Annotated in this window: 15 protein-coding genes; 9 read left to right on the top strand and 6 right to left on the bottom strand. The window is 65.4% G+C overall.

Translation table 11 applies throughout. From position 1 onward, the window contains the following. The first annotated feature begins 103 nt into the window (after window positions 1-103). Complete coding sequence (locus AC56QX_RS17540) at window positions 104-2,539, top strand: putative bifunctional diguanylate cyclase/phosphodiesterase (RefSeq protein WP_497109638.1); 2,436 nt, start codon at window positions 104-106, stop codon at window positions 2,537-2,539. 108 nt (window positions 2,540-2,647) lie between these two features. On the opposite strand, the gene AC56QX_RS17535 is transcribed toward AC56QX_RS17540, so the two are convergent. From AC56QX_RS17535 to AC56QX_RS17525, 3 genes are all read right to left on the bottom strand, one after another. Beyond that, window positions 2,648-3,307, bottom strand: coding sequence for a hypothetical protein (locus AC56QX_RS17535; RefSeq protein ID WP_497109637.1), 660 nt, complete (start codon window positions 3,305-3,307; stop codon window positions 2,648-2,650). Window positions 3,308-3,359: 52 nt separating this feature from the next. Next, on the bottom strand, window positions 3,360-3,809 hold the full coding sequence (locus AC56QX_RS17530) for a hypothetical protein (protein WP_497109636.1): 450 nt from the start codon (window positions 3,807-3,809) through the stop codon (window positions 3,360-3,362). Between the two features lie 122 nt (window positions 3,810-3,931). After that, a complete protein-coding gene (locus AC56QX_RS17525) occupies window positions 3,932-4,636 on the bottom strand; it encodes an SDR family oxidoreductase (protein ID WP_497109635.1) in 705 nt (234 codons plus the stop codon). A gap of 121 nt (window positions 4,637-4,757) precedes the next feature. Between AC56QX_RS17525 and gcvA the strand changes: the two genes are divergently transcribed. The 3 genes from gcvA to AC56QX_RS17510 all read left to right on the top strand — a co-directional run bounded on the left by gcvA (window position 4,758) and on the right by AC56QX_RS17510 (window position 7,563). Further along, window positions 4,758-5,657: a transcriptional regulator GcvA gene (gene gcvA / locus AC56QX_RS17520; RefSeq protein ID WP_497109633.1), complete on the top strand. Its 900-nt coding sequence runs from the start codon at window positions 4,758-4,760 to the stop codon at window positions 5,655-5,657. Window positions 5,658-5,749: 92 nt separating this feature from the next. Beyond that, the gene (locus tag AC56QX_RS17515; protein ID WP_497109632.1) at window positions 5,750-6,883 is read left to right on the top strand and encodes an NAD(P)/FAD-dependent oxidoreductase; all 1,134 of its coding nucleotides are present in this window, start codon (window positions 5,750-5,752) and stop codon (window positions 6,881-6,883) included. Then, window positions 6,880-7,563 carry a YoaK family protein gene (locus AC56QX_RS17510; protein WP_497109631.1) on the top strand — a complete coding sequence of 228 codons (684 nt, stop codon included), beginning with the start codon at window positions 6,880-6,882 and terminating at the stop codon, window positions 7,561-7,563. The genes AC56QX_RS17515 and AC56QX_RS17510 overlap by 4 nt, the downstream gene beginning before the upstream one ends. Before the next feature lie 532 nt (window positions 7,564-8,095). On the opposite strand, the gene AC56QX_RS17505 is transcribed toward AC56QX_RS17510, so the two are convergent. Beyond that, entirely contained in the window at window positions 8,096-8,593 is a 498-nt protein-coding gene (locus tag AC56QX_RS17505; protein ID WP_497109630.1) for a MarR family winged helix-turn-helix transcriptional regulator, read from the bottom strand. A 103-nt stretch (window positions 8,594-8,696) separates the two neighbouring features. Between AC56QX_RS17505 and AC56QX_RS17500 the strand changes: the two genes are divergently transcribed. Together AC56QX_RS17500 and AC56QX_RS17495 are read left to right on the top strand one after the other, a co-directional pair. Continuing rightward, window positions 8,697-9,512 carry a p-hydroxycinnamoyl CoA hydratase/lyase gene (locus tag AC56QX_RS17500; RefSeq protein ID WP_497109629.1) on the top strand — a complete coding sequence of 272 codons (816 nt, stop codon included), beginning with the start codon at window positions 8,697-8,699 and terminating at the stop codon, window positions 9,510-9,512. 31 nt (window positions 9,513-9,543) lie between these two features. Continuing rightward, a complete protein-coding gene (locus tag AC56QX_RS17495) occupies window positions 9,544-11,058 on the top strand; it encodes an AMP-binding protein (RefSeq protein ID WP_497109628.1) in 1,515 nt (504 codons plus the stop codon). 5 nt (window positions 11,059-11,063) lie between these two features. On the opposite strand, the gene AC56QX_RS17490 is transcribed toward AC56QX_RS17495, so the two are convergent. Beyond that, on the bottom strand, window positions 11,064-11,783 hold the full coding sequence (locus tag AC56QX_RS17490) for a 3-keto-5-aminohexanoate cleavage protein (RefSeq protein WP_497109627.1): 720 nt from the start codon (window positions 11,781-11,783) through the stop codon (window positions 11,064-11,066). A 483-nt stretch (window positions 11,784-12,266) separates the two neighbouring features. Here AC56QX_RS17490 and AC56QX_RS17485 point away from each other — a divergent pair, with 483 nt between their 5' ends. Both AC56QX_RS17485 and AC56QX_RS17480 read left to right on the top strand, forming a co-directional pair. Continuing rightward, entirely contained in the window at window positions 12,267-20,150 is a 7,884-nt protein-coding gene (locus AC56QX_RS17485) for an autotransporter-associated beta strand repeat-containing protein (RefSeq protein WP_497109626.1), read from the top strand. Window positions 20,151-20,313: 163 nt separating this feature from the next. Beyond that, entirely contained in the window at window positions 20,314-20,508 is a 195-nt protein-coding gene (locus tag AC56QX_RS17480) for a hypothetical protein (RefSeq protein WP_497109624.1), read from the top strand. Here AC56QX_RS17480 and AC56QX_RS17475 read toward each other — a convergent pair whose 3' ends face one another. Next, window positions 20,509-22,608, bottom strand: coding sequence for an EAL domain-containing protein (locus tag AC56QX_RS17475; protein ID WP_497109622.1), 2,100 nt, complete (start codon window positions 22,606-22,608; stop codon window positions 20,509-20,511). Window positions 22,609-22,829: 221 nt separating this feature from the next. On the opposite strand from AC56QX_RS17475, the gene AC56QX_RS17470 reads away from it, so the two are divergent. Further along, window positions 22,830-23,279: an ester cyclase gene (locus tag AC56QX_RS17470; protein WP_497109621.1), complete on the top strand. Its 450-nt coding sequence runs from the start codon at window positions 22,830-22,832 to the stop codon at window positions 23,277-23,279. Window positions 23,280-23,329 lie beyond the last annotated feature (50 nt).

Genomic DNA, 23,329 nt, shown 5'->3' with positions numbered 1-23,329 from the left:
TTGACGCGCCCGCAACGCTTGGGACCGGTAAAGAAGGACATATCCCATTAGCGCTTCCTAAACCGCTTTCCGGTAATCCTCGTCACTCCATGGTGGGGCGCTGATGAACGCATTCAGGCGAGCGGCCGGATTTGTTGTGATCCTGTTGACCGGCGCGGCGACGCTGGCGGCGTTGCACATCGATGCCCAGCGAAACTTCGCGCTGGCCAAGGAGCGCTATCTCGAGAATTCCCAGGCAGCTTCCAGAGCGACGGCCAAGACCGTCGAGGACGCCTTGCGGGCCGTCTATGAAAATGTCCGGACCTTGACCTATCTGCCCAGCGTCCAAAACCTCGACCGGCATGGCACCAATCTGGGCGACGAAGGCCGCGCGACAATCCAGCAGATCTACAACAACCTCGCCAACAACGTCTCGATTTCCGAGGTCTACTTCCTGCCGCTGGATTTCGATCCGGACCGCTTCGATGCCGAAACCGGCAAGCTCGAGGAGCCGATCCTTCAGTTCGACCAGCTGATCGTGAATGCCAAGGCGAGATCCGATGCCGCCGGCGGCGCCAAGCACGCGAAGCTGGACGAAAATGCGCTGACCCGCCCCCCGGAGGAGGTCGAAACCTATGAATACCATGAGCTGGCAAAGCAGCTTGCCTGGCTGAAGGCCAACTATCCGAATTCGAGCGCCATCGACGGGCTCAACGTGCCGATCATCGGCACCAAGGAGCTCATCACCTGCGACAACACCGATTTCATCCATACCGGCAATGACGCGGACCGCTCCGGCTTCATCCTCTCCGTCCCGGTGTTCGGCCAGGACGGCGGCCTGCGCGGCTCCGTCTCGGCGATCATGCTCACCTCGGCGCTGCGCAAACTGTTGCCGAGCACCGACTACGTCATCGTCAATTCGGGCTACGGCTTTGAATCCGACCAGCACAAGATGTCGACGGCGCTGGCGGCCGATTCCCGTGCCTTCACGGCGGCCGACCCCAATCTGATCTATTCAGAAGTCATCCCGCTCTCGCTCAACGACCCCAGAAGCGCATGGCGTCTTTGGGCTGGTTTTCCCAACAGCCGGTTCGACGCCAACATGGACGCCCAGTCCGTGCGGGAATTCGAGCTGGCCGGCTATGCGGCGGTCGCTGTGGTCACGCTGCTGGCGCTCGCCTGCTGGTATGCGATCGGGCGCGCGATGATGATGCAGGCGAATGCCGCCGAGACGTTGGAACTGCGGGTCGAGGAACGAACCGCCGAGATCCAGCATCTCGCCACGCATGACATTCTCACCGGCCTGCCCAACCGGGGCCTCCTGGCCGACACCATGGACGAAGCGCTGACAAGCCTCAGGCACGGAGAGAAGCTGGCGGTCCATTGCGTCGACCTCGACCGTTTCAAGCCGGTCAATGACACGCTCGGCCATCCCGTCGGCGACGAGCTTCTCGGGGCGGTGGCGAAGCGGTTGAAACAGCATGCCGGCGAAACCGCCATGGTGGCGAGAATTGGCGGCGACGAGTTCGTTATCCTTCAGCTCCTGCTCGACGGCAACGACGAGGCCGGCGTGCTGGCAAGCCGCGTCATTCATGCCCTGTCCGACGAATTCTCCATCCAAGGCCACAAGATCAACATCGGCGGCAGCATCGGCATCGCCGTCTTCCCCGACGACGGGCAACGTTCGGAGACCCTTATCCGCAATGCCGACCTTGCTCTGTACAAGGCCAAGATGGAGGGTCGTGGCACCTGCAGGTCGTTCGAGCCGGGAATGGATGCAAGGCTGCAGGAGCGGCGCCTGCTGGAATCCGAACTGGCCCTTGGCGTGACCAGAGAGCAATTCGTTCTGCACTACCAACCGCTGCACGATGCAAAGACCTCCAAGCTCACCGGCTTCGAAGCGCTGGTGCGATGGAACCATCCGCGCCTCGGTCTGCTGCCGCCGTCGGAGTTCATCCAGTTGGCCGAGGAAACGGCTGTCATTGATGCGCTTGGCGAGTGGATCATGCGGCGTGCCTGCGCCGACGCCGCGAAATGGCCCCAGCCCGTCAAGGTCGCGGTCAATCTCTCGCCGGCCCAGTTCAAGCAGCAGGGGCTATCGCTTCAGGTTGCCTCGGCGCTCGCGGCTTCGGGCCTGCTGCCGTCGCGGCTGGAGCTGGAGATCACCGAATCGGTGCTGCTGGCGAACAACGAAAACACGCTAAACACGCTGCACAGCCTGCGCGACCTCGGCATCAGCATAGCCATGGACGATTTCGGCACCGGCTATTCCTCGCTGAGCTATCTCAGGTCGTTCCCGTTCAACCGCATCAAGATCGACCGCAGCTTCGTCAGCCTGATGTGCGAAAGCAGCGAAAGCCGGGCGATCGTCAAGGCCGTCGCCGAACTCGGCACCACGCTCGGCATGACGACGACCGCCGAAGGCGTCGAGACCGAGGACCAGTATCGCCTGGTCCGGGAGAATGGCTGCACGGATGTCCAGGGCTGGTTGTTCGGCCGCCCGATGCCGGCCTCCGAACTTCATACGCTTTTCGAACAGCCGGAAGCCTTGACCGCGTAGGCAGCGTGGAGCGCTAGCCGGCTATTACTGCGCGTCCGCGTTCGCCCTCAACTCCGCCCGCTTCTCGGCGACCTGTCGACTTGAGCACAGGAGCTTCAGCCAGCACGATCATCCGGCTGCCTTCCGAGCCCATTGCCAGAACGGATCGTCCGAAAAGGCTGCATCCATATCCGCCACGCACGTGACGATCTCGGAAGCAGTCCTTGGCACGGTCACATGAAAAGTGGATTCGACCCAATGCCTGAACTCAACGGGCGCGCGGTAAGGAATAGCGTGCTCATCCCCGCGATGCTCATTTGTGTAGGCCTCCTCAGGCGTCAGTGTGAAGACTTCTGGCCAGCAGATTTCTTCGTAGCCGATGGCTAGCAAGCGCAAGAAATCGACGGCATTGTCCGCCAGCACACAGGACAAGGTCGATCCTGATCCGGATCCCAGATGCACGAAGCGCTGCACGCCGTTGTCGTCCATCCAAATTCCTGCCTGCGACCCATCGCCTCCAGTAACAATGAACGGAGCCACCCGGCCCGTCACGGAAGGATCGTCATTGCCCAGCCACGCACTCATCAGGTCGGGATCGACCACGGTGAAATAGCTATTGGCTATCGCTTGTCTTTGGACCACTGTTGCCGGGTACAGCGAAGCACAGCGAATGGCCTCGTTTCGAACGAAGCCGTTTTCCTCCATCCAGCGGAATGCCATCTGCAATTCTTCCGGCATTCGCAGCATTGGAGGAAACGTGCGTTCGACCTCGTTCAAAAAGCTCGTCATGCCACGCCTCCGATGCTTGGTTCCGCCATCAACTGAGACGCGTTCGACATCCTCACAGATGCTGCCAGATCACCTTCAGCGGCGCGCCCATGGCTTGCTCGATCGTCCGCAATTGCTCGCTGGCGAGCGATGCCACACCGGGATTCACCACGGTCAGCGCGCAGACCCCGAACGCCGCCGGCCAGACATAGCGCAAATCGTTCAGCGACGTGGCCTTATGACAGCATGGCGTGGTGACCGAAAGGTCTTCGAAGCGTGACGCGGCGGCCTGGTCCATTGCCTCGCCCCACCAGTCCTCCAGATCGCTGCCACAAAACGGGCAATGGATGCTTTCCGTGTTGGCTCCGGCGTCGAAGAACGTCATGCCTTCCTCATATTCGACGGTGACATGCTCGGCCAGCGGGAACAGGCCGAGCGCAATCTTCACGGTTGCCGTGGCAGCCGCTTCGTCGGGATGCCAATGTGGGTCATTCGGAACCAGGCGCAGAAAAGTGTCGGACATGGCCCCTCCTCCTCATGGATTGAGGATGATCGTTCGAAGCGTGTCGCGCAATGGTCGAACGCCGATTGCCGGATCCAACCACCTCGACATCAGTGCCCACCGAGATGCGGCACCCGCCTGCCTCACAGCGCCCTGATGACACCCCCATCGACACGAATGTTCTGGCCGGTGATATAGCCGGCGCCTTCCGAGGCCAGGAACGCGATCGTCGCGGCGACCTCCTCCGAGGTGCCGTAGCGCTGCATCGGCACGTTGTCGCGGCGCTCTTCGGTGGCCGGCAGGCTGTCGATCCAGCCCGGCAGCACGTTGTTCATGCGCACATTGTCGGCGGCGTAAGTGTTGGAGAAGATCTTGGTGTAGGCGGCAAGGCCGGCGCGGAACACGGCCGAGGTCGGGAACATCGGGCTCGGCTCGGCGACCCAGGCGGTCGAGATGTTGATGATGGCGCCGCCCTTCTGCTTGACCATTTGCGGCGCCACGATGCGCACCGGCCTGACGACGTTGAGCAGATAAACGTCCATGCCGGTGTGCCACTGCTCGTCCGTGATTTCCAGGATCGGCGCGCGCGGGCCGTGGCCGCCGCTGTTGACCAGCACGTCGATGCGGCCATAGCGCCCGAGCGTCAGGTCGACGAGGCGCTGCAGATCGTCATTCGATTGGTTGGAGCCGGTGACGCCGAGGCCGCCCAATTCCTTGGCCAGCGCCTCGCCCTTGCCGGACGAAGACAGGATGGCGACCTTGAAGCCGTCCGCCGCCAGGCGCTTGGCCGCCGCCGCGCCCATGCCGCTGCCACCGGCCACCACAACAGCCACTTTTTCTACACTCATTGGATTTTCCTTTTCGCGGGCACCGCTAGCGGTGATTTTGGATTGTAGGTGCTGATATAGCTGGTTTTTCTACCCGGTTCGAACCAGAATGCCTGAAATCAACCAGTAGAAAAACTCCTGCATGCCCGAAGCCTTCCTCAGCCTGCCGCCATTGAATGCGCTGCGCGCCTTCGAGGCCTCGGCGCGCCATCTCAACTTCCGCATCGCCGCCGAGGAGCTGAACGTCACGCAAGGGGCGGTGGCCCAGCACATTCGCGGACTGGAGGCCGATCTCGGCACGAAGCTGTTCGAGCGGCTGCCGCGCGGCCTGGCGCTGACCGACGAAGGCCGCGCCTATGTGCCCAACATCCGCCGCGCCTTCGACCTGATCTCGGAGGCGACGCTGCTGTTGCGCCCTGAGCCGGCGCGGCTGACGATCAGCGTGACGCCGAGCTTCGCCACCAAATGGCTGATCCCAAGGCTGCAGGATTTCGTGACACACAATCCGCTGGTCGACCTGCGCGTGCTGGCCAGCGAAAGCCTGTCGAGTTTCCAGGCCGACGGCGTCGACATCGCGGTGCGCCAGGGCCGCCCGCCCTTCGGCGCCGGCCTGATCGTCGACCTGCTGTTTCCCCAGCAGATCATCGCCATCTGCAGCCCGGCCCTGCTGCCGGCCGGCACGACCGAAATCGCGGCAGCCGAAATCCAGCATCACGTTCTGCTGCACGATGCGCACAATCTGTGGCCGGAATTCATGGAAAAGGCGGTCGGCCTGAAGATGACGACCGAGCTGAAACGCATGCGCTTCAACCAGACCAGCCTCGCCATCGACGCCGCCATCGCCGGCCAGGGCATCGCGCTGGCCAGCCGCTTCCTCGTCGCCGCCGATCTCGCCGCCGGCCGCTTGGTCCAGCCGGTCAGCGGCGAAATGCGCGGCACGCAGGATTTCTATGTCGTCATGCCAAGAAAACAGCGCCACCCCGAGCCGACGCAAGCCGTGCGGCAATGGCTGCTGGATGCAGGGGAAGGCGCGCCGGTCTAGATCGGCGGCAAAGCGTCGGGCTTCAAGGCGCAAACGACCGAGGGGTGGTCGCGCGGTTTGACTGGGTACGAAATCATTTTTACGACTGTTGGATGCATTCGAATCCCTCCCCAAAAATCGTCGTCATCGGTGGTGGCATTGCCGGGCTGTCGCTGGCTGCCGCCGTGCGGGACTGGGCCGCCGTCACCGTCCTCGAGCGCGAGCCGCATCTTGGCTACCACGCCAGCGGCCGCTCTGCCGCTTTGTTCACCGAGACCTATGGCAACCGGGTGGTGCGCGGGCTGACGCTGGCCAGCCGGCAGGCAATCGTCGAGGGCGGCTTCGTCGCCCATCGGCGCGGCGCGCTGCATGTCGGCTGGCGCGGCGACGGCGCGGCAATAGACCGGCTGGCCGACGAATTGCAGGCGCTGGTGCCCAGCGTGCGCCGCCTGTCGGCGGCCGAGTTGCATGCGATGGTCCCGGTCATTGCCACCGACGACACCTGCGGCGGCGTCTATGAGCCGGACGCGGTCGATGTCGACACGGACAAGATGCTGGCAGCCTGCGCCTCGGCGCTGAAGTCGAGCGGCGGCACCATCCGCACCGGCGAGGAGGTCCGCGAGATCGCCCGTACGGGAAACGGCTTCCGCGTCACCACCAATGCCGGCACCCATCAGGCCGACATCGTCGTCAACGCCGCCGGCGCCTGGGTCGATGTCGTCGCCGGCATGGCGGGGCTCCCCGGTCTCGGCTTCCAGCCGAAACGGCGCACCGCCTTCCTGTTCGACCCGCCTGCCGGCACCGACATCGCCAGCTGGCCGCTGGTGGTCGATCTGCACGAACAATTCTACTTCAAACCGGATGCCGGCAGGCTGATCGGCTCGCTCGCCGACGAAACCGATTCCGAGCCTTGCGACGCGTATCCGGAAGACATCGATGTCGCCATCGGCGTCGACCGCATCGAGCAGGCGACCTCGATGCGCATCGGCCGTCCCTCGACACCGTGGGCGGGCCTGCGCACCTTTTCGCCCGACCGCACGCCGGTCGCCGGCTTCGACCCGCGCCTGCCCGGCTTCTTCTGGCTCGGCGGCCAGGGCGGCTACGGTTTCCAGGTGTCGCTGACGCTGGCCAGGCTGAGTTCGGCGCTGATGCGCGGCGAGCCTCTGCCCGGCGATGTCACGGCCGTCGGTGTCACCGCCGCGGCGCTGGCGCCAGATCGTTTCCTGACCGCGGCGACGACACCATGAAACCCACACTGCCGCTGCTGCTGAGCCTCAATGGCGGCTATGTCGATACGGCCGGCTTCCTGGCGCTGCAGGGCCTTTTCACCGCGCATGTGACAGGGAATTTCGTCACCCTCGGCGCCTCGCTGGTGCTGGGCATTTCGGGCGTGCTGGCAAAGCTGCTGGCGCTGCCGGTGTTCTGCATCGTCGTCATCCTGACCCGGCTGGCCGGCGAGCACTTGCGCCGGCGGGGGCATCAGGCGCTTGGGATCCTGCTGGCGACCAAACTGGCGCTGCTTGTCGTCGGCGCCGCTCTGGCGATCCGCTTCGGCCCCTTCGCCAGCGGCGACAGCGCGGCCGCGATCGTCACCGGCATGGTGCTGGTCGCCGCAATGGCAATCCAGAACGCCGTGCACCGGGTCCATCTGGCGGCCGCCCCGCCCTCGACGCTGATGACCGGCACCACCACCCAGATCATGCTCGACCTCGCCGACCTCATCGGCGGCACAGCACCGGAGGCCCGCCCGGCGCTCGTCGCCCGCCTGCGGCGCATGGCGGCAGCGGTCGCCGTCTTCGCCGCGGGCTGCGCGGCAGCCGCGCTCGGCTATGCCTTCGCCAATGTCTGGTGCTTCGTCGTCCCGCCAGTGATCGCGCTAGCAGCGCTGGTGCTGCGGCTATCGGCGCCGGATGAAGAAACCAGGTAGGCAGTCGACCAGTTCTGGCTCGCCGGAATCCTCGTGCAAGCTATCCCTAGCGCCGCGCGGGTCTCGGCGGGATGGAAAAGATCGATCGCCCTTTGCGGTGCTTCTTTAACGCGTTATAGAAGTTATCTGGGATGCAGACGAAGGCGAGATGACCGTGACGCGAAGGACATGCTTACTGTGCCTTATCCTATTCGCGATCTGCTTTAGCTCCATCGTATTTCTCGCGATCAGCGGCCTTGGACAATCGAGCTATGCAGAAACCCTTTCGCCAGTTTTCAATCTCTTCGTCGTAGCCTGCATACTTCTTTTCCCCGTCAGCATTGTTAGTCTAATGCTTAGTTTGGCATTTCCGCTGTTTGCCAGTGATTCTGTTTATCGGTCTCAACTCAGAGGAAATCCGATATTGATCCTTATCTGGCGCGATTTGCTGGTGAAGTACAAATTATTAGATTGAAATTTCTCGTGGATCGGGACCGAGCGACAGGGCACGAGGTACTGGTACCCGGCAACCACCTTAGCCGCCGCCGACCCGTCAGTCTTCTTCCACCCAGATCAGGCGCAGCAGGCGCAGCAGCGTCGCCCGCTCCTTTTTCGTCAGTCGATGCAGGAACCGGTCCTCGTGCCGGCGAACCTGTTGCCGCCAGCCCGGCATGGCCTCCCTTGCGGCCTGCGTCAGGGTCAGCATCCGCACGCGCTTGTCCTGCGCATGGTCGTCGCGTTCGACCAGCCCGCGTTCTTCCAGTTCGGCCAGCAGCGGCGCCATGTTGGCGCTCTTCATGCCGAGCAGGCGGCACAGTTCAGCGGCGCGGATGCCGGGTCGCTCATCGATCAACGCCAGCATGCCGTAGGTGACCGGGCGCAGGCTCGCATCGGCCAGCTCGATCGCAAAATCATTGAGCGCGAAAGCCGAGGCACGCCTCAGATTGTAGCCGATCTGCGCGTCGAGCGCGTCCTCGGACCTCAGGCCTGGCGCGCCGCTGCTGGCATGAACCTCTGTATTATCCATGCTGCAACCGATCGCCGCGATCACCCTCTCTTGTCAAGCGAAAAAGACTATGCGACATAGCAATCATGATAGCTATGATGCATAGCAATATTCGTCAAAGCCAATACAGAGTGGGAGGACACCGACCATGACCGACGAGACCGTTGCCTTCGATGTCGAGAACGGCATCGCCTGGGTGCGCTTCAACCGGCCGGACAAGCGCAATTGCATGAACCCCGCCCTCAACCGGCGCATGATGGAGGTTCTCGACGAACTCGAGTTCCGCGATGATGTCGGCGTGCTGGTGCTGTCGGGCGAAGGCAGCGCCTGGTCGGCGGGCATGGACCTCAAGGAATATTTCCGCGAGACCGAAGCCAAGGGTCTTGGCGCCATCCGCAAGGCGCAGTCAGAAGCCTATGGCTGGTGGCGGCGCCTGCGCTGGTACGGCAAGCCGACCATCGCCATGGTCAATGGCTGGTGTTTTGGCGGCGGCTATGGTCCGCTCTTCGCTTGCGACCTCGCCTTTGCCGCCGACGAGGCGCAGTTCGCACTGTCCGAGATCAACTGGGGCATCCTGCCCGGCGGCGGCGCCACCAAGGTGGTGGTCGACCTCCTGTCGATGCGCGATGCCATGTACCACGCGCTGACCGGCGAGCTGATCGACGGCAAAAAGGCGGCCGCCTGGAAGCTGGTCAATGAAAGCCTGCCGCTGGCGGATCTGAAGGCGCGCGTCACCGAGGTCGCCAACACCTTGCTGAAGAAGAACCCGATTGCGCTGAAGGCGACCAAGGATGCCATCCGCCGCGTCGCCGAGATGACCTACGACAATGCCGAGGACTATCTCGTCCGCGCCCAGGAGGCGGCGAACTTCCACGACAATTCGGGCCGCAAGGAAGGCATCCGCCAGTTCATCGACGAAAAGAGCTACAAGCCGGGCCTCGGCGCTTACGACAAGGCCAGATGACGCGATCGACGCAATCTTGGAGGAGATGCGAATGCCGGCCTGGACAACGCCCGATCCCGTGGCCCTGCATGCGAGCGCCCAGCCGGATCGTCTTGCTTGTGTCGACCTCGCAACCGGCCGGCGCTGGACCTATCGCGCGCTCGACGAGGCCATCCAGCGCGCCGTCGGCGTTTTCGAAACCGGCCACGGCGTCGAACCGGGACAACGGATCGCCACGCTTGCCCGCAACAGCGCCGATCTGCTGATCCTGCAGCAGGCCGCCATGCGCCTCGGCGTCATCTTCGTGCCGGTCAACTGGCGGCTCGCCGCCGCCGAACAGCAGGCGATCCTCAAGGATTGCGACCCGGTGTTGCTTCTGCATGACACCGCCATCGACCTGGCACTAACCAGCCGCTGCATGTCCGTCGAAGTCGCCAGCTTCGCGAAAGCGGTCGAGGCGCAGGCTCCGGCGCCGCGCCGTCCTCTGCCCGCCAGCGATGCGCCGTCGATCATCCTCTACACATCAGGCACGTCGGGCCGGCCGAAAGGCGTCATCGTCAGCGAGCGCAATGCGTTGGCCACGGCAGTCAATTTCGGTGTGCTGGGGCGGGTCGGCAATGCCAGCATCTTCCTCTGCGACGCGCCGATGTTCCACGTCATCGGCCTCATCACCAATTTGCGTCCGCCGCTGCTGCAGGGCGCCACGGTGCTGATCTCGGCCGGCTTCGACGCCGGCGCCACCAACCGTCGCCTCGCCGATCCCGCCCTTGGCGTCACCCATTATTTCTGCGTGCCGCAGATGGCCAGAATGCTGCGCGACCATCCGGATTTCGCGCCGGCGAACTGGACCTCGCTGACCGCCATCTTCACCGGCGGCGCACCCAACCCGGCCGCCGACATCAATTGGTGGCTGGCGCAAGGCGTGCGCATGGCCGACGGCTTCGGCATGACGGAAGCCGGCACGGTGCTTGGCATGCCGGTCGAGGCCGACCGCATTGCAGGCAAGGCAGGCTCGGCCGGCCTTGCCGCACCGATGATCAGCCTGCGCATCGTCAACGACAATGGCCGCGACGTCGCGGCCGGCGAACCAGGCGAGATCTGGCTGTCCGGCCCCTCGATCACATCAGGCTACTGGAACCGATCGGAAGAGACGGCTTGCGCCTTCACTGCCGATGGCTGGTTCCGCACCGGCGACATCGCACGGCAGGATGAAGAAGGCTTCATCACCCTGGTCGACCGCCGCAAGGACATGTTCATTTCCGGTGGCGAGAACGTCTATCCCGTCGAAATCGAGATGGTGCTGCTCGACCATCCAGACATTGCCGAGGTAGCGGTGATCGGCATCGCAGACGAACGCTGGGGCGAAGTCGGGCGCGCCTTCGTCGTGGCGAAAGCCGGTTGCGCACTCGATCCCGCTGATCTGGCTGCCCACTGCACCGCCCGCATCGCGCGGTACAAGGTGCCGAAAGAGTTCCTGCTCACCGAGGCGCTGCCGCGCACCGCCTCCGGCAAGATCCAGAAACACATTTTGCGCACATGGACAGCACCAGCCGGCGGCCAGGACTGAGCCATTCAGCCGGCCGACCGGAAGATAGCGACGGCCGCGGCAACGATGTCCCCATTGTCCCTCGCCACCGTCCCGTCAGGCAGCGTCCTGCCATCCTCCAGCCCGACCCGCGTCGACCAGCGCTTTTTCTGCGCCAGTTCCACGAACGGCCAGACCGTGGCGTCAACGCCATGCAGCAGGATCGGCCGCCGCACTTCGGCGCGCTCCAGCACGGCGGCAATGCCATGCGCCTGGTCGAGCGCGGCGGACAAATTCTGGATGTCGATCTCGATCAGGATGCGCAGCACCCGGCCGTGGTCGGCAAGCGCCACGAAGCGCTCGGCATCGGCAATCGTGGCAAGCCCGGCCTCGATGCCGACGCCGCGCTGGCGCAACAGCTCCATCACGGCGGGCGCGTCGGCCTCCGACAGATTGACCGAGGCATAGTCGGGCAGTTCGCGCCAGCCGGCGATCGCCGCGCGGGTGCGCGAAACATCGTTCTCGATCCAGGCGCCGGTCGACACGCCTATCAGCGTGCCCGGGCAGGCATGGCGCACGGCAAGCACCGTCGCGTCGACAGCGGCCAGGCTTTCGCGCCCGTCCGCACCGCGCGGATGGATGTGCAGTTCGGCGGCACCCGCGGCGACGCAGGCCGCGGCATCGCTGGCCATGGCCTGCGCGTCGAGCGGCAGCTTCGGATGGAAATCGCGCGGACGCGCGCCATTGATGCAGGCCTGGACGATCATGGTCCCTCCTCGGAAAACGCTAATCTAGCCGTGCCGCCAGGCATGGCAAAGCTTTGGGCAGCGTCACTCCTGACAGCTGCCCCTGACAACTCCTTGTCGAGGCGAATCACTGCCATTGGCCACGAGCATGGATGGGCACGTAGAAACAGCATCCCAGACAAATACCGGCCACTGATTTGGTCTCGGCGTCCATGCGCGAGCTTTTCGCCTCCTCCATTTTAGATATTTTTTGTCTTTAAAACAACGATAATCGATATTCTTGCAGAAGTTACGCTAAATTAGCGCTATATTAGGTCGCAAAGCAAGAATTTACGCGACTTTAAACCTAGTAAAATTAAGTATGCGCAATCTCTAAAGTACATCGATATTTTTGCTTTCCGCTTACCGCTCCTTATCACTCATATTAACTTTTCGTTAACTGTAAAGAACATAAATATAGAGAGAGATAATCTTGAAGTAAGCCTGCAAGCGGGAGGGCAAAACATGCCTGGGCAGACTCGTTCGTGCCGCTCCAATCGAATTGCCCTGCTTCTGGGTGTTTCGAGTCTCGCTGTAGCAATCGCATCGGTCGCCGGACCGGCATCCGCGCAAGACGCGACATGGACCGGCGTCGGCGGTACCTGGAACAGCGGCTTGAGCTGGAACCCGATCGGCGTTCCAACCGGAACCGCGACGTTCGACACGCTGGGAGTTCCCGCTGTCGCCTTCACGCCGGGGTCGTCGACCACGATCGGCGGCATATCGTTCACCGCCACCGCGCCGGTCTACACGTTTGCCGTCACCGCCCCGGCCTTGAACACCTCGCTGACGCTGACAGGTGCCGGCATCCAGAACAGTTCCGGGATCACGGCGCCGATCTTCAACATGTCCGGCACGCTTGGCGGCACCGGGACGCTGACCCTCAACGGGGCCGGCACCAGCGCCGGCAATGCCATCGTCAACGCCAGCCTGGGCGGCATTGTCAATTTCGCTGGCACCAGCACGGCCGCCAACGCGGTCATCACCGCCAGTGCCGGCGGCGACATAAATTTTGCCGGCAACAGTCTCGGCGGAAACGCCCAGATCATCGTCGGCGGCGCCGGCAGCACGCTCAATTTCAGCGGCTCGAGCAGCGCCGACAATGCCGCCATTTCGGTCAATGTCGGTGGTGCGGCGAATTTCGCCGGTACCAGCACCGGCGGCAATGCCGCCATCACCCTTGCCGGCGGCAGCCTCGGCCTTTCCGGCCTGACATCAGGCGGCATGAGCATCGGCTCGCTGGCGGGCACCGGCTCGGTCGATCTCGGCGCCAAGGCGCTGACGCTCGGCGGCATCGGCGGCAACACCAGCTTCAGCGGCACCATTACCGGCGTCGGCGGCTCGCTGATCAAGACCGGCACCGGCTCGCTGACCTTGTCCGGCGCCAACAGCTTCACCGGTGGCGTCGCCATTGGTGCCGGCACCCTTGTCGCCGGCAGCAACGGCGCGCTCGGCACCGGTGCCGCTTCGCTTGCCGGCGGTGCCACGCTTGGCCTCGCCAGCGGCGTCACGCTCGGCAACACCATCAGCCTGACCGGCGCCGGCAGCGCGACGCTTGACGTTGCGCTCGGCACCGGGACATTGAACGGTGCGATCAGCGGTGGCACCGCCCTGGTCAAGACGGGCGCCGGACAGCTCACGCTGGGCGGCGTCAACACCGGCCTCACCGGCGGCCTGACCATCGGCGCCGGTGGCGTACTGGCAACCAACGTCGATGCACTGGGCAGCGGCCCCGGCGGCATCGGCCAGGTCACGCTCGGCGGTGGCGCCGGGCTGACACTGGGCGCCAATGGCACCTTCAACAACGCGCTCAATCTCGGCGCCGGGCTCGGCGGCACGCTGTCGGCCGGCACCGGCCTCAATGTGACGCTGGGCGGCGGGCTGAACATCGGCACTGGAGCGACGCTTGGATTGGGCACGGCGGCTTCGCTGGGCAGCCTGACACTGGCCGGCCCCTCCACCATCGGCGCCGGTGCGACCTTGTCTGCCGATTTCGGCTCGGTGAAGTTTGGCGATGCCTCGATCGGCGCTCAGCTGGCCGGCGCGACGCTGAACATCGGTGCCGCCGGCGCGGTCGACATCAACGGCTTCGGCGCCACGATCGGCAATCTGACCGGCGCAGTCGGCGCAAGTCTCACCAATACGGGCGGAGCGGCCACCCTCAACATCGATGCCGGTAACTTTGCCGGTGTGATCTCCGGCAATATGGGGCTGAACAAGATCGGCGCCAGCACGCTGACCCTGTCGGGCGTCAACACCTTCACCGGTGGCGTATCGATCAGCGGCGGTGGCTCCTTGGTCGTGGCCAACAATCTGGCATTGGGATTGAACGCGGTGAGCCTTGGCGCCGGCACTTCGTTCGGCATCGGCGCCGGCACCATACTCACCAATGATCTCAACATCGCAGGCGCTGCGTCGCTCGACGTCTCCGCCGGCATCGGGACACTGAACGGCGCCCTCACCGGTGCGGCTGCGCTGACCAAGACCGGCGCGGGCCAACTCACGCTGGGCGGCGTCAACACCGGCTTCACCGGCGGGCTCACCATCGGCGCCGGCTCCGTGCTGGCAACCAACGTCAATGCATTGGGCAGCGGGCCTGGCGGCATCGGCCAGGTCACGCTCGGCGCCGGCACCGAACTGACCCTGGGCGCCAACGGCACCTTCAACAATGCGCTGAACCTCGGCGCCGGACTTGGCGCCACGCTGTCGGCGGGCCCCGGCATTGCGGCGACGCTCGGTGGCGGACTGAACCTCGGCGCCGGCGCCACGCTCGGCATCGGGACAGTGATCAACAATGGTGTCGTCGCCCTTGCGGGTGCCAGTACGATCGGCGCCGGCGCAACGATCTCGGCCAATTTCGGCACGCTGCAGCTTGGCGACGCGGCGATCGGCGCGGCACTTGGCAATGCGACGCTCAATGTCGCCGCCACCGGCGCCGTCGACCTCAATGGTTTTGGCGCGACGATCGGCAACCTGACCGGCGTCGCCGGCGGCACCATCGGCAATGCCGGAGCAGCCGCCACACTCGGCATCGCCGCCGGCAATTTCGGCGGCGCGATCACCGGCAACATCTCGCTCGACAAGACCGGATCGGGTACGCTGACCCTGACCGGCAACAACAGTTTCACCGGCAGCGTCACCATCGGTGGCGGCACCCTGATCGCCGGCAGCAACAATGCGCTCGGGCTCGTCGCCAATCCGGTGTCCCTGGCCGGGGGTGCCGCGCTCGGCATCGGTGCCGGCATTTCGCTCGGCAACGCTATCGGCCTGACCGGCGCCGGTAATGCCTCGCTTGATGTTTCCGCCGGCATCGGCACTTTGACCGGTATCATCTCCGGCGGCGCCGCCAACGGCCTCATCAAGACCGGAACCGGTACGCTGGCGCTCAACGGCGCCAACACCTTTGCCGGCGGCATCGACGTCAATGCCGGCATCGTCATCGCCGGCAACAACAGCGCGCTGGGCAGCGGTGCGGCCAATCTCGCCGGCGGCGCTACGCTCGGCCTCGGCGCCGGCATCACGCTGGGCAACGCCATTGGCCTGGGCGGCACCGGCGACGCCACGCTCGACGTCGCGCTCGGCATCGGTACGCTCAACGGCGTCATTTCCGGCGGCGCCGCGAATGGCCTGATCAAGACCGGCGCCGGGGTTCTGGCGCTGAACGGCGCCAACACCTTTGCCGGCGGTCTCGATATCACCGCCGGCACTGTCATCGCCGGCAACAACACAGCGCTCGGGACCGGCGCGGCCACCTTGGCCGGTGGCGCAACGCTCGGCCTCAGCGCCGGCATCATGCTCGGCAACGCCATCGGCCTCACCGGCGCCGGCGACGCCATGCTCGATGTCGCGCTCGGCAACGGCACACTCAACGGCGTCATTTCCGGTGGCGCCGCCAACGGCCTGATCAAGACCGGCCTCGGCACGCTGGCGCTCAACGGCGCCAACACTTTTGCCGGCGGGATCGACATCACGGCAGGCACCGTCATCGCCGCTAACAACCTCGCGCTTGGCACCGGTGCGGCTTCGCTTGCCGGCGGCGCGACGCTCGGCCTCGGCGCCGGCATCACGCTCGGCAACGCCATCGGCCTGACCGGCGCCGGCGACGCCACGCTCGACGTCGCGCTCGGCACCGGCACACTCAATGGCATCATCTCTGGTGGCGCCGCCAACGGCCTGATCAAGACCGGCGTTGGCACGCTGGCGCTCAACGGCGTCAATACCTTTGCCGGTGGCATCGATATCAATGCCGGCACCGTCATCGCCGGTAACAACAGCGCGCTCGACACCGGTGCCGCAACGCTTGCCGGCGGCGCCGCGCTCGGCATCGGCGCCGGCATCACGCTCGGCAACGCCATCGGCCTGACCGGTGCCGGCGATGCCACCCTCGACGTCACGCTCGGTACCGGCACACTCACCGGCATCATCAGCGGCGGCGCCGCCAACGGTCTGATCAAGACCGGCACCGGAACGCTGGCGCTGAACGGCGCCAACACCTTCGCCGGCGGTCTCGACATCACCGCCGGCGCCGTCATCGCCGGCAACAATCTCGCGCTTGGCACCGGTGCTGCTTCGCTCGCCGGCGGTGCCACGCTCGGCCTTGGCGCCGGCATTACGCTCGGCAACGCCATCGGCCTGACCGGCGCCGGCGATGCCACGCTCGACGTATCGCTCGGCACCGGCACCTTGACCGGCATCATCAGTGGTGGCGCCGCGAATGGCCTGACCAAGACCGGCGCCGGCGTCCTGGCGCTCAACGGCGCCAACACCTTTGCCGGCGGCATCGACATCAATGCCGGCACCGTCATTGCTGGCAACAACAGCGCGCTCGGCACCGGCGCGGCCACATTGGCCGGCGGCGCTGCGCTCGGCCTCGGTGCGGGCATCTCGCTCGGCAACGCGATCGGCCTGACCGGTGTCGGCGATGCCACCGTCGACGTCACGCTCGGCACCGGTACTTTGGCCGGCATCATCTCGGGCGGCGCTGCAAACGGCTTGATCAAGACCGGCGTAGGCACGCTGGCTCTGAACGGCGCCAACACCTTTGCCGGCGGGCTCGACATCAACGCCGGCACCGTCATCGCCGGCAACAATCTCGCTCTCGGCACCGGCGCGGCCTCCTTGGCCGGTGGCGCCACGCTCGCCCTCGGCGCCGGCATCACGCTCGGCAATGCCATCGGCCTCACCGGCACCGGCGACGCCACGCTGGATGTGGCGCTCGGCACCGGAACGCTGACCGGCATCATCTCTGGTGGCGCCGCCAACGGTCTCATCAAGACCGGCGCCGGAACGCTGGCGCTGAACGGCGCCAACACGTTCGGCGGCGGTATCGACATCAATGCCGGCACCGTGATTGCCGGCAACAACACCGCTCTCGGCACCGGTGCCGCAACGCTTGCCGGCGGTGCCACGCTCGGCGTCGGCGCCGGCATCACACTCGGCAACGCCATAGGCCTGACCGGCGTCGGCGATGCCACGCTCGACGTCGCGCTCGGCACCGGCACCTTGACCGGCATCATCTCTGGCGGAGCTACCAACGGTCTCATCAAGACCGGCACCGGCACGCTGGCACTCAACGGCGCCAACACCTTTGCAGGCGGTCTCGACATCACGGCAGGCACCGTCATCGCCGGCAACAACGCCGCTCTCGGCACCGGCGCGGCCACATTGGCCGGCGGCGCCACGCTCGGCCTCCGCGGCGGCATCACACTCGGCAACGACCTCGGCCTGACCGGCGCCGGTGATGCCACGCTCGACGTCGCGCTCGGCACCGGCACCTTGACCGGCATCATCTCCGGTGGCGCCGCCAACGGCCTGATCAAGACCGGTACCGGCACGCTGGCACTCAACGGCGCCAACACCTTCGCCGGCGGCCTCGACATCACCGCCGGCACCGTTATCGCCGGCAACAACAGCGCTCTCGGCACCGGTGATGCCAGCCTCGCAAGCGGCGCCACCCTCGGTCTCGGCGCCGGCATTTCGCTCGCCAACAATATCGGCCTGACCGGTACCGGCGATGCCACGCTCGACGTCACCGCCGGTACCGGCACGCTTGGCGGCATCATCTCGGGCGGTGCCGCCAACGGCCTCATCAAGACCGGCGCCGGCACACTGGCGCTGAACGGCGCCAACACCTTCGGCGGCGGTCTCGACATCGCGGCCGGTGTCGTCATTGCCGGCAACACCGGCGCGCTCGGCACCGGTGACGCGACGCTCAGTGCCGGAACCCAGCTGATCCTCGGCGCCAACGGAACCTTCGACAACGGGCTCGCCCTGGCCGCGGGCACAGCGGCGACGCTTTCCGCCCAGGCCGGCATCGACGCGCTTCTTGCCGGACCGCTGACGCTTGGCGCCGGCGCGGATCTGCATATCGGTTCGGCCGGCAACACCGGCACCGTCGCCCTCGATGGCGCCGGCGCCTCGGTTGGAGCCGACACGACGCTGTCGGTCGACTTCGGCACCTTGCGGCTTGGCGATGCGGCCGCCGGCATGCTGACGGCGGGCAACGGCGCAACGCTCGATGTTGGCGCGCAAGGCACGTTCGACCTCAACGGCTTCGGCGCGACGGCCACCAACCTGACCGGAGCGGCCGGCGCCACCATCACCAATGACGGCGGGGCAGCGGCAATCCTCAGCGCCGGCGCCGGCAGTTTCGCCGGCACGATCGAAGACGGCTCTGGCAGCCTTGGATTGGACAAGATCGGCAGCGGCCTGCTGACACTGTCTGGAACCAACAGCTTCACCGGTCCAACCACGGTGCTTCGCGGAACGCTCGACATCGCCGGCTCGATCGCCAATTCGGACGTCACCATCAATGCCGGCGGAACGCTGGCCGGCATCGGCACCGTCGGCGGCATCAATGCGGGCGCCGGAGCAACGGTCGCGCCGGGCAGCCCGACTGGCGCAAATCCAGTCGGCACCTTGAACGTTGCCGGCGACGTCGCCTTCGCCGCAGGCTCGACGCTCGCAGTCGATGTGACGGGGACTGGTACCAGCGACCTTATCGCGGCAACCGGCACGACCACGCTCACCGGCGGCACGGCCAGTGTCAGCGGCATGCTCGCCGCCAACACCGCCTACACGCTGATCACTTCAGGCACCGGCGTGAACGGCACGTTCGACACGCTGCTGGCGGGTGGCGGTTCAGCCTTCCTGACGCCGACGCTGGTCTACCAGCCGGACGCGGTGGTGCTGCAAGTGGACCGCAACGACGTCTCGCTTGGCGGCATTGGCCAGACCCCCAACCAGCAAAATGTCGGCGCCGCTGTTGACACACTCGATCCTGCCAATCCGATCCTGATCGCGGTTCTCAACAGCTCGGAGGCGCAGGCGCGGACGGCGTTCGACCAGCTCTCGGGCGAAGTCCATCCGAGCGCGACCAGTGCCCTGATCGACGAGACACGCTTCCTGCGCAAGACGATGGTCGACCGCATCATCACTGGCCTTGCCGGCGACGCGCGAGACCCCGACTCCTATGTCGACCTCAAGGATCCGCTCCTGAGCCGCTCCGAGGCCACCCCCGCGCCCGATCGCTTCGCGGTGTGGTCGCAGGCGATCGGCAGTTGGGGGAATTTCAGCAGCGACGGCAATGCCGCCGAACTCCACCATTCCCTCGGCGGCCTGCTGATCGGTCTCGACGGACCGGTTGGCGACAACTGGCTGGTGGGTGCCGCCGCGGGCTACTTGCGCTCCTCGTTCGACGTCGATGACCGCCAGTCCTCGGGTTCCGCCAACAGCTATCACATCATGGCTTATGCCGGCACGCAGCTCGACAAGATCGGCCTGCGCTTCGGCGCCGGCCACAGCTGGCACACGATGAAGACCGGTCGCACTGTCGACTTCCCAGGCTTTGCCGACCGGCTGAGCGCCGACTACGACGCCTCGACGAGCTATGCGTTCGGCGAGATGGGCTACAGCATGAGCGCCAACGGCATCGACTTCGAGCCATTCGTCAACGCTGCCTATGTCCATCTCGACGCCGACGGCTTCACCGAGACCGGCGGACCGGCGGCGCTGACCGGCGGCGGCATCACGCGCGACGTACCCTACACCACGCTCGGACTGAGGACAGCGACCGACATCACGACCGGCACGACGATGCTGCGCGTGCATGGAATGGTCGGCTGGCAGCACGCCTATTCGGATGTGGTGCCGACCGAGACCTTTGCCTTCATCGGCAGCGATGCGTTCGATGTTAGCGGTGTGCCGATCGCCCGCGAGGCGCTGGTGCTGGAAGCGGGTGCGAACTGGCACCTGCCGGAAAAAACCAACCTTGACCTCACCTATAGCGGGCAGCTTGCATCCGGCGCGCAGGAGCACAGCCTCAAAGGTACGCTCAGCGTCAAGTTCTGACGACACGAGCTAAGCAGCCAGCGCAGGGGCGGCGCGGACAGGCTCCGTGCCGATCCCACGCCGGCATGTTCGGCGGCATTTGAATAAAACTCGCCTGTGGATATTTACCCCGCGTTCCGCTGGGCCGGCCAAGATACATTAGGGCGGGATCATGGAGGGACCATTGACCAGCGACTTTTCAGCCGCCCGTATCCATCTCGAACGCGCCTATCACTATCTGCGCGGCAATGACGAGACGAGCCGCTTGACATGCGAGGCCCTCGACCTGCTGATCGAGACGGTGGCGGAAGCACAGCACAGGCGGCCCGAGACCGGGGTGCTGGAATTTCCGCATCAAACGGTACGGCAAACTGGCTGATCAGGATGCCTTGCGGACTCGGCTTGCGGGACCAGTCGCCCGCGCCACGATCTGTTCCAGCGGTTCCGGCCGGTGCAGCAGAAAACCCTGGCCGAAATCGACGCCCATCGCCTGCAGGATGCCGAGCGTCTCCGGTTCCTCAATCTTCTCGGCCACAACCGCGCAGCCGAGGCTGCGGGCAATGCCTGATATGGCCGAGACGATTTCGCGGTCGAAGCGGCTCTCGGCGATGTGCTCGATGAAGGAGCCGTCGATCTTGATGGCATCGACGGGAAAACGCCTGAGATATTCGAACGAGCTCATGCCGGCGCCGAAATCGTCGAGGCTGACCTTGCAGCGCCGCTCGCGCGCCTTGCGCACGAACGTCTCGGCGGCGTCGAAATTGGTGACGGCGGCGGTTTCGGTGATCTCGAAACCGATGCCGGAATGCGGCGCCCCGGTTTGTTCTATGATGCTGTCGACGAAGTCCCACAGCCCGGGATCGCTCAGCGTCTGCGCCGACAGGTTGAAGCCGAGCGTCAGCGCGCCTGAGCGCAACGCCGTGCCATGCCGCGACAGCGCCGTGCGGATGATCCAGCGATCGAGCCTGGCGGCAATGCCGAACCGCTCGGCCACCGGAATGAATTCGCAGGGCGGTACCAGCCGGCCGTTGCGCGCCGTGAGCCTGGCCAGCACTTCGACATGGCGGCTCTCTTGCCAGGGCTTGCCCAGCAGATGGATTTCCTGGCCGAACAGCTTTAGCCGTCCGTCTTCCATGGCGTCGACCGTGTCGGCAGCAATGCGCGCGGCGTTAAGCCCACCCGACCCCGATTCCACCGTCGCGGAAAACACCGCGAAGCGGTTGCGCCCGGCAGCCTTGGCCGCGTAGCAGGCATCGTCGGCGCAGGCCAGCGCGTCGGCCACCGTGGTGTTGGCGTCGTCGATGAAGGCGATGCCGATCGAGGCCGCCAGCTTGCGCGATGACGTGGCTGGGCCGAGATCGGCCTCACGCACCGCGCCAAGCACGGCTGTGGCAATCCGCTCGGCCTGCGAGGCGTCACAATGCGGCACCAGCAGCGCGAATTCGTCGCCGCCCAGCCGCGCTGCATGCGCCGATGGCGGCAGGCAGGCGCGAATGCCGGCGGCAACGCTCTTCAGCGCCAGGTCGCCGGCGGCGTGGCCGGCAAAGTCGTTAAGCGCCTTGAAGTAGTCGAGATCGACATAGAACACCGCCAGCGGCACACCCGCCGCGATATGGTCGGTGAGCAGCCGGTCGAAGGCGGAGCGGTTCCACAGGCCGGTCAGCGCATCGTGACGGGCCGCATAGGCAAGATCCTGCTCACGCAGCTTGTCCTCGGTGATGTCGCGCACCGTGCCGAGGACCTGGCCAGCGGCGCCCGCAGAGGCAATGAAGCGCACCAGCGATTCGACATGGCGGATCTCGCCATCGCGCTTGATGATACGGTATTGCGAGGCGGTGACTGCGTCCGAGCCGGGTGCCGGCTGGTGCGCGCGCTCGGTGGCTTCTTTGTCGTCGGGGTGCAGGAAAGTATGCCAGAGGTCGGCCGTCACCTCGTCGGTGTCGGCGACGAGGCCGAATATGTCCCTGGTGCGGGCGTCCCAATAGCTCGTGCTGGTGGCGATGTCGTGGTGCCAGATGCCGGTACCGCTGGCGGCGAGCGCCAGCCGGAAGCGCACATTGACCTTTTCGAGTTCGACCTCGGCCGCCTTCTGCTTGGAAATGTCGGTCTGCACGCCCATCAGCCTGACCGGCTTTCCGGACGTGTCGCGCTCGACGATGCCGCCGCGATCGAGCACCCACACCCAGTGGCCCTGCTTGTGCTTCAGCCTGAGTTCGGTCTCGATCGACGGGGTCAGGCCGGCAATGTGGGCGTCGCCGCTGGCCAGCGCCCGCTCACGGTCGTCGGGATGCGTCAGTTGCAGCCAGAGATCGGCCGTGTCGGCAAGCTCCCCCTCCTCATAGCCGAGCATGCGCCACCATGTCGGCGAATAGAAGCAGCTGCCGTTTGCAATATCCCAGTCCCAGACGCCGAGATGAGCGCGTTCGAGCGCCAGCGCCCAAAACTCTCCGTTGCGACTTTTCTCGTCCTGACGCGCCATCTTCTGTCTTCGCCGACCCCCACCCCGCGGGCAATCTGCCGCAAAACCAGCGAAGAAACAGTTACCGCACGCGACCATACGCCTCTTCGCCCGCCAATGTTCGCGGCACGGGTCTTTCGATTGGCCGGCAAGAACCGGAGTTTTGCGCGCGCCGGATCGTCCTAGGGATAGCTCAGGTCATCGGCGACACCGATGCCCCCCTAACACAAAAGGACCTCCCAATGACCAAGCAAGAAGACAACAAGGCCGTCGTCGTCAGATGGTTCACCGACTTCTGGGGTGAAACCTGCGATCTGTCGGTGGTCGACGACATCGCAGCACCCGACATGCTGCTCAGATACTCCTTGCATGAGCCGCGCCGGGGCCGTGACGACATCAAGGCCTTCATGACCGATTTCCGCACCGCCTTCCCGGATCTCAACTTCTGGGCCACGGCCGATCTCATCGCCGAGGGCGATTATGTCGTCGGCCAATGGGAGGGCGGTGGCACGCATACCGGCCCGGCCTTCGGCGATTTCCTCGCCGGCTCCCTGCCCGCCGCCACCAGCCGCACCATGCGCTTCACCGGCACCACCGTGCTGAAGGTAATCGACGGCCGGATCGTCGAGGAGATCGGCCTCGACGACGGCGTCTCGGCGCTGACCCAGCTCGGCCTGATCAAGACCGCCTGAGGCGGTCACGCGGACCGATCTTTTCGGGCCAGGCAGCATAAACGCCGCCT

This window comes from Mesorhizobium sp. RCAM 06353 (genome assembly GCF_059683585.1).
This window is presented reverse-complemented; position numbering and strand designations above follow the sequence as displayed.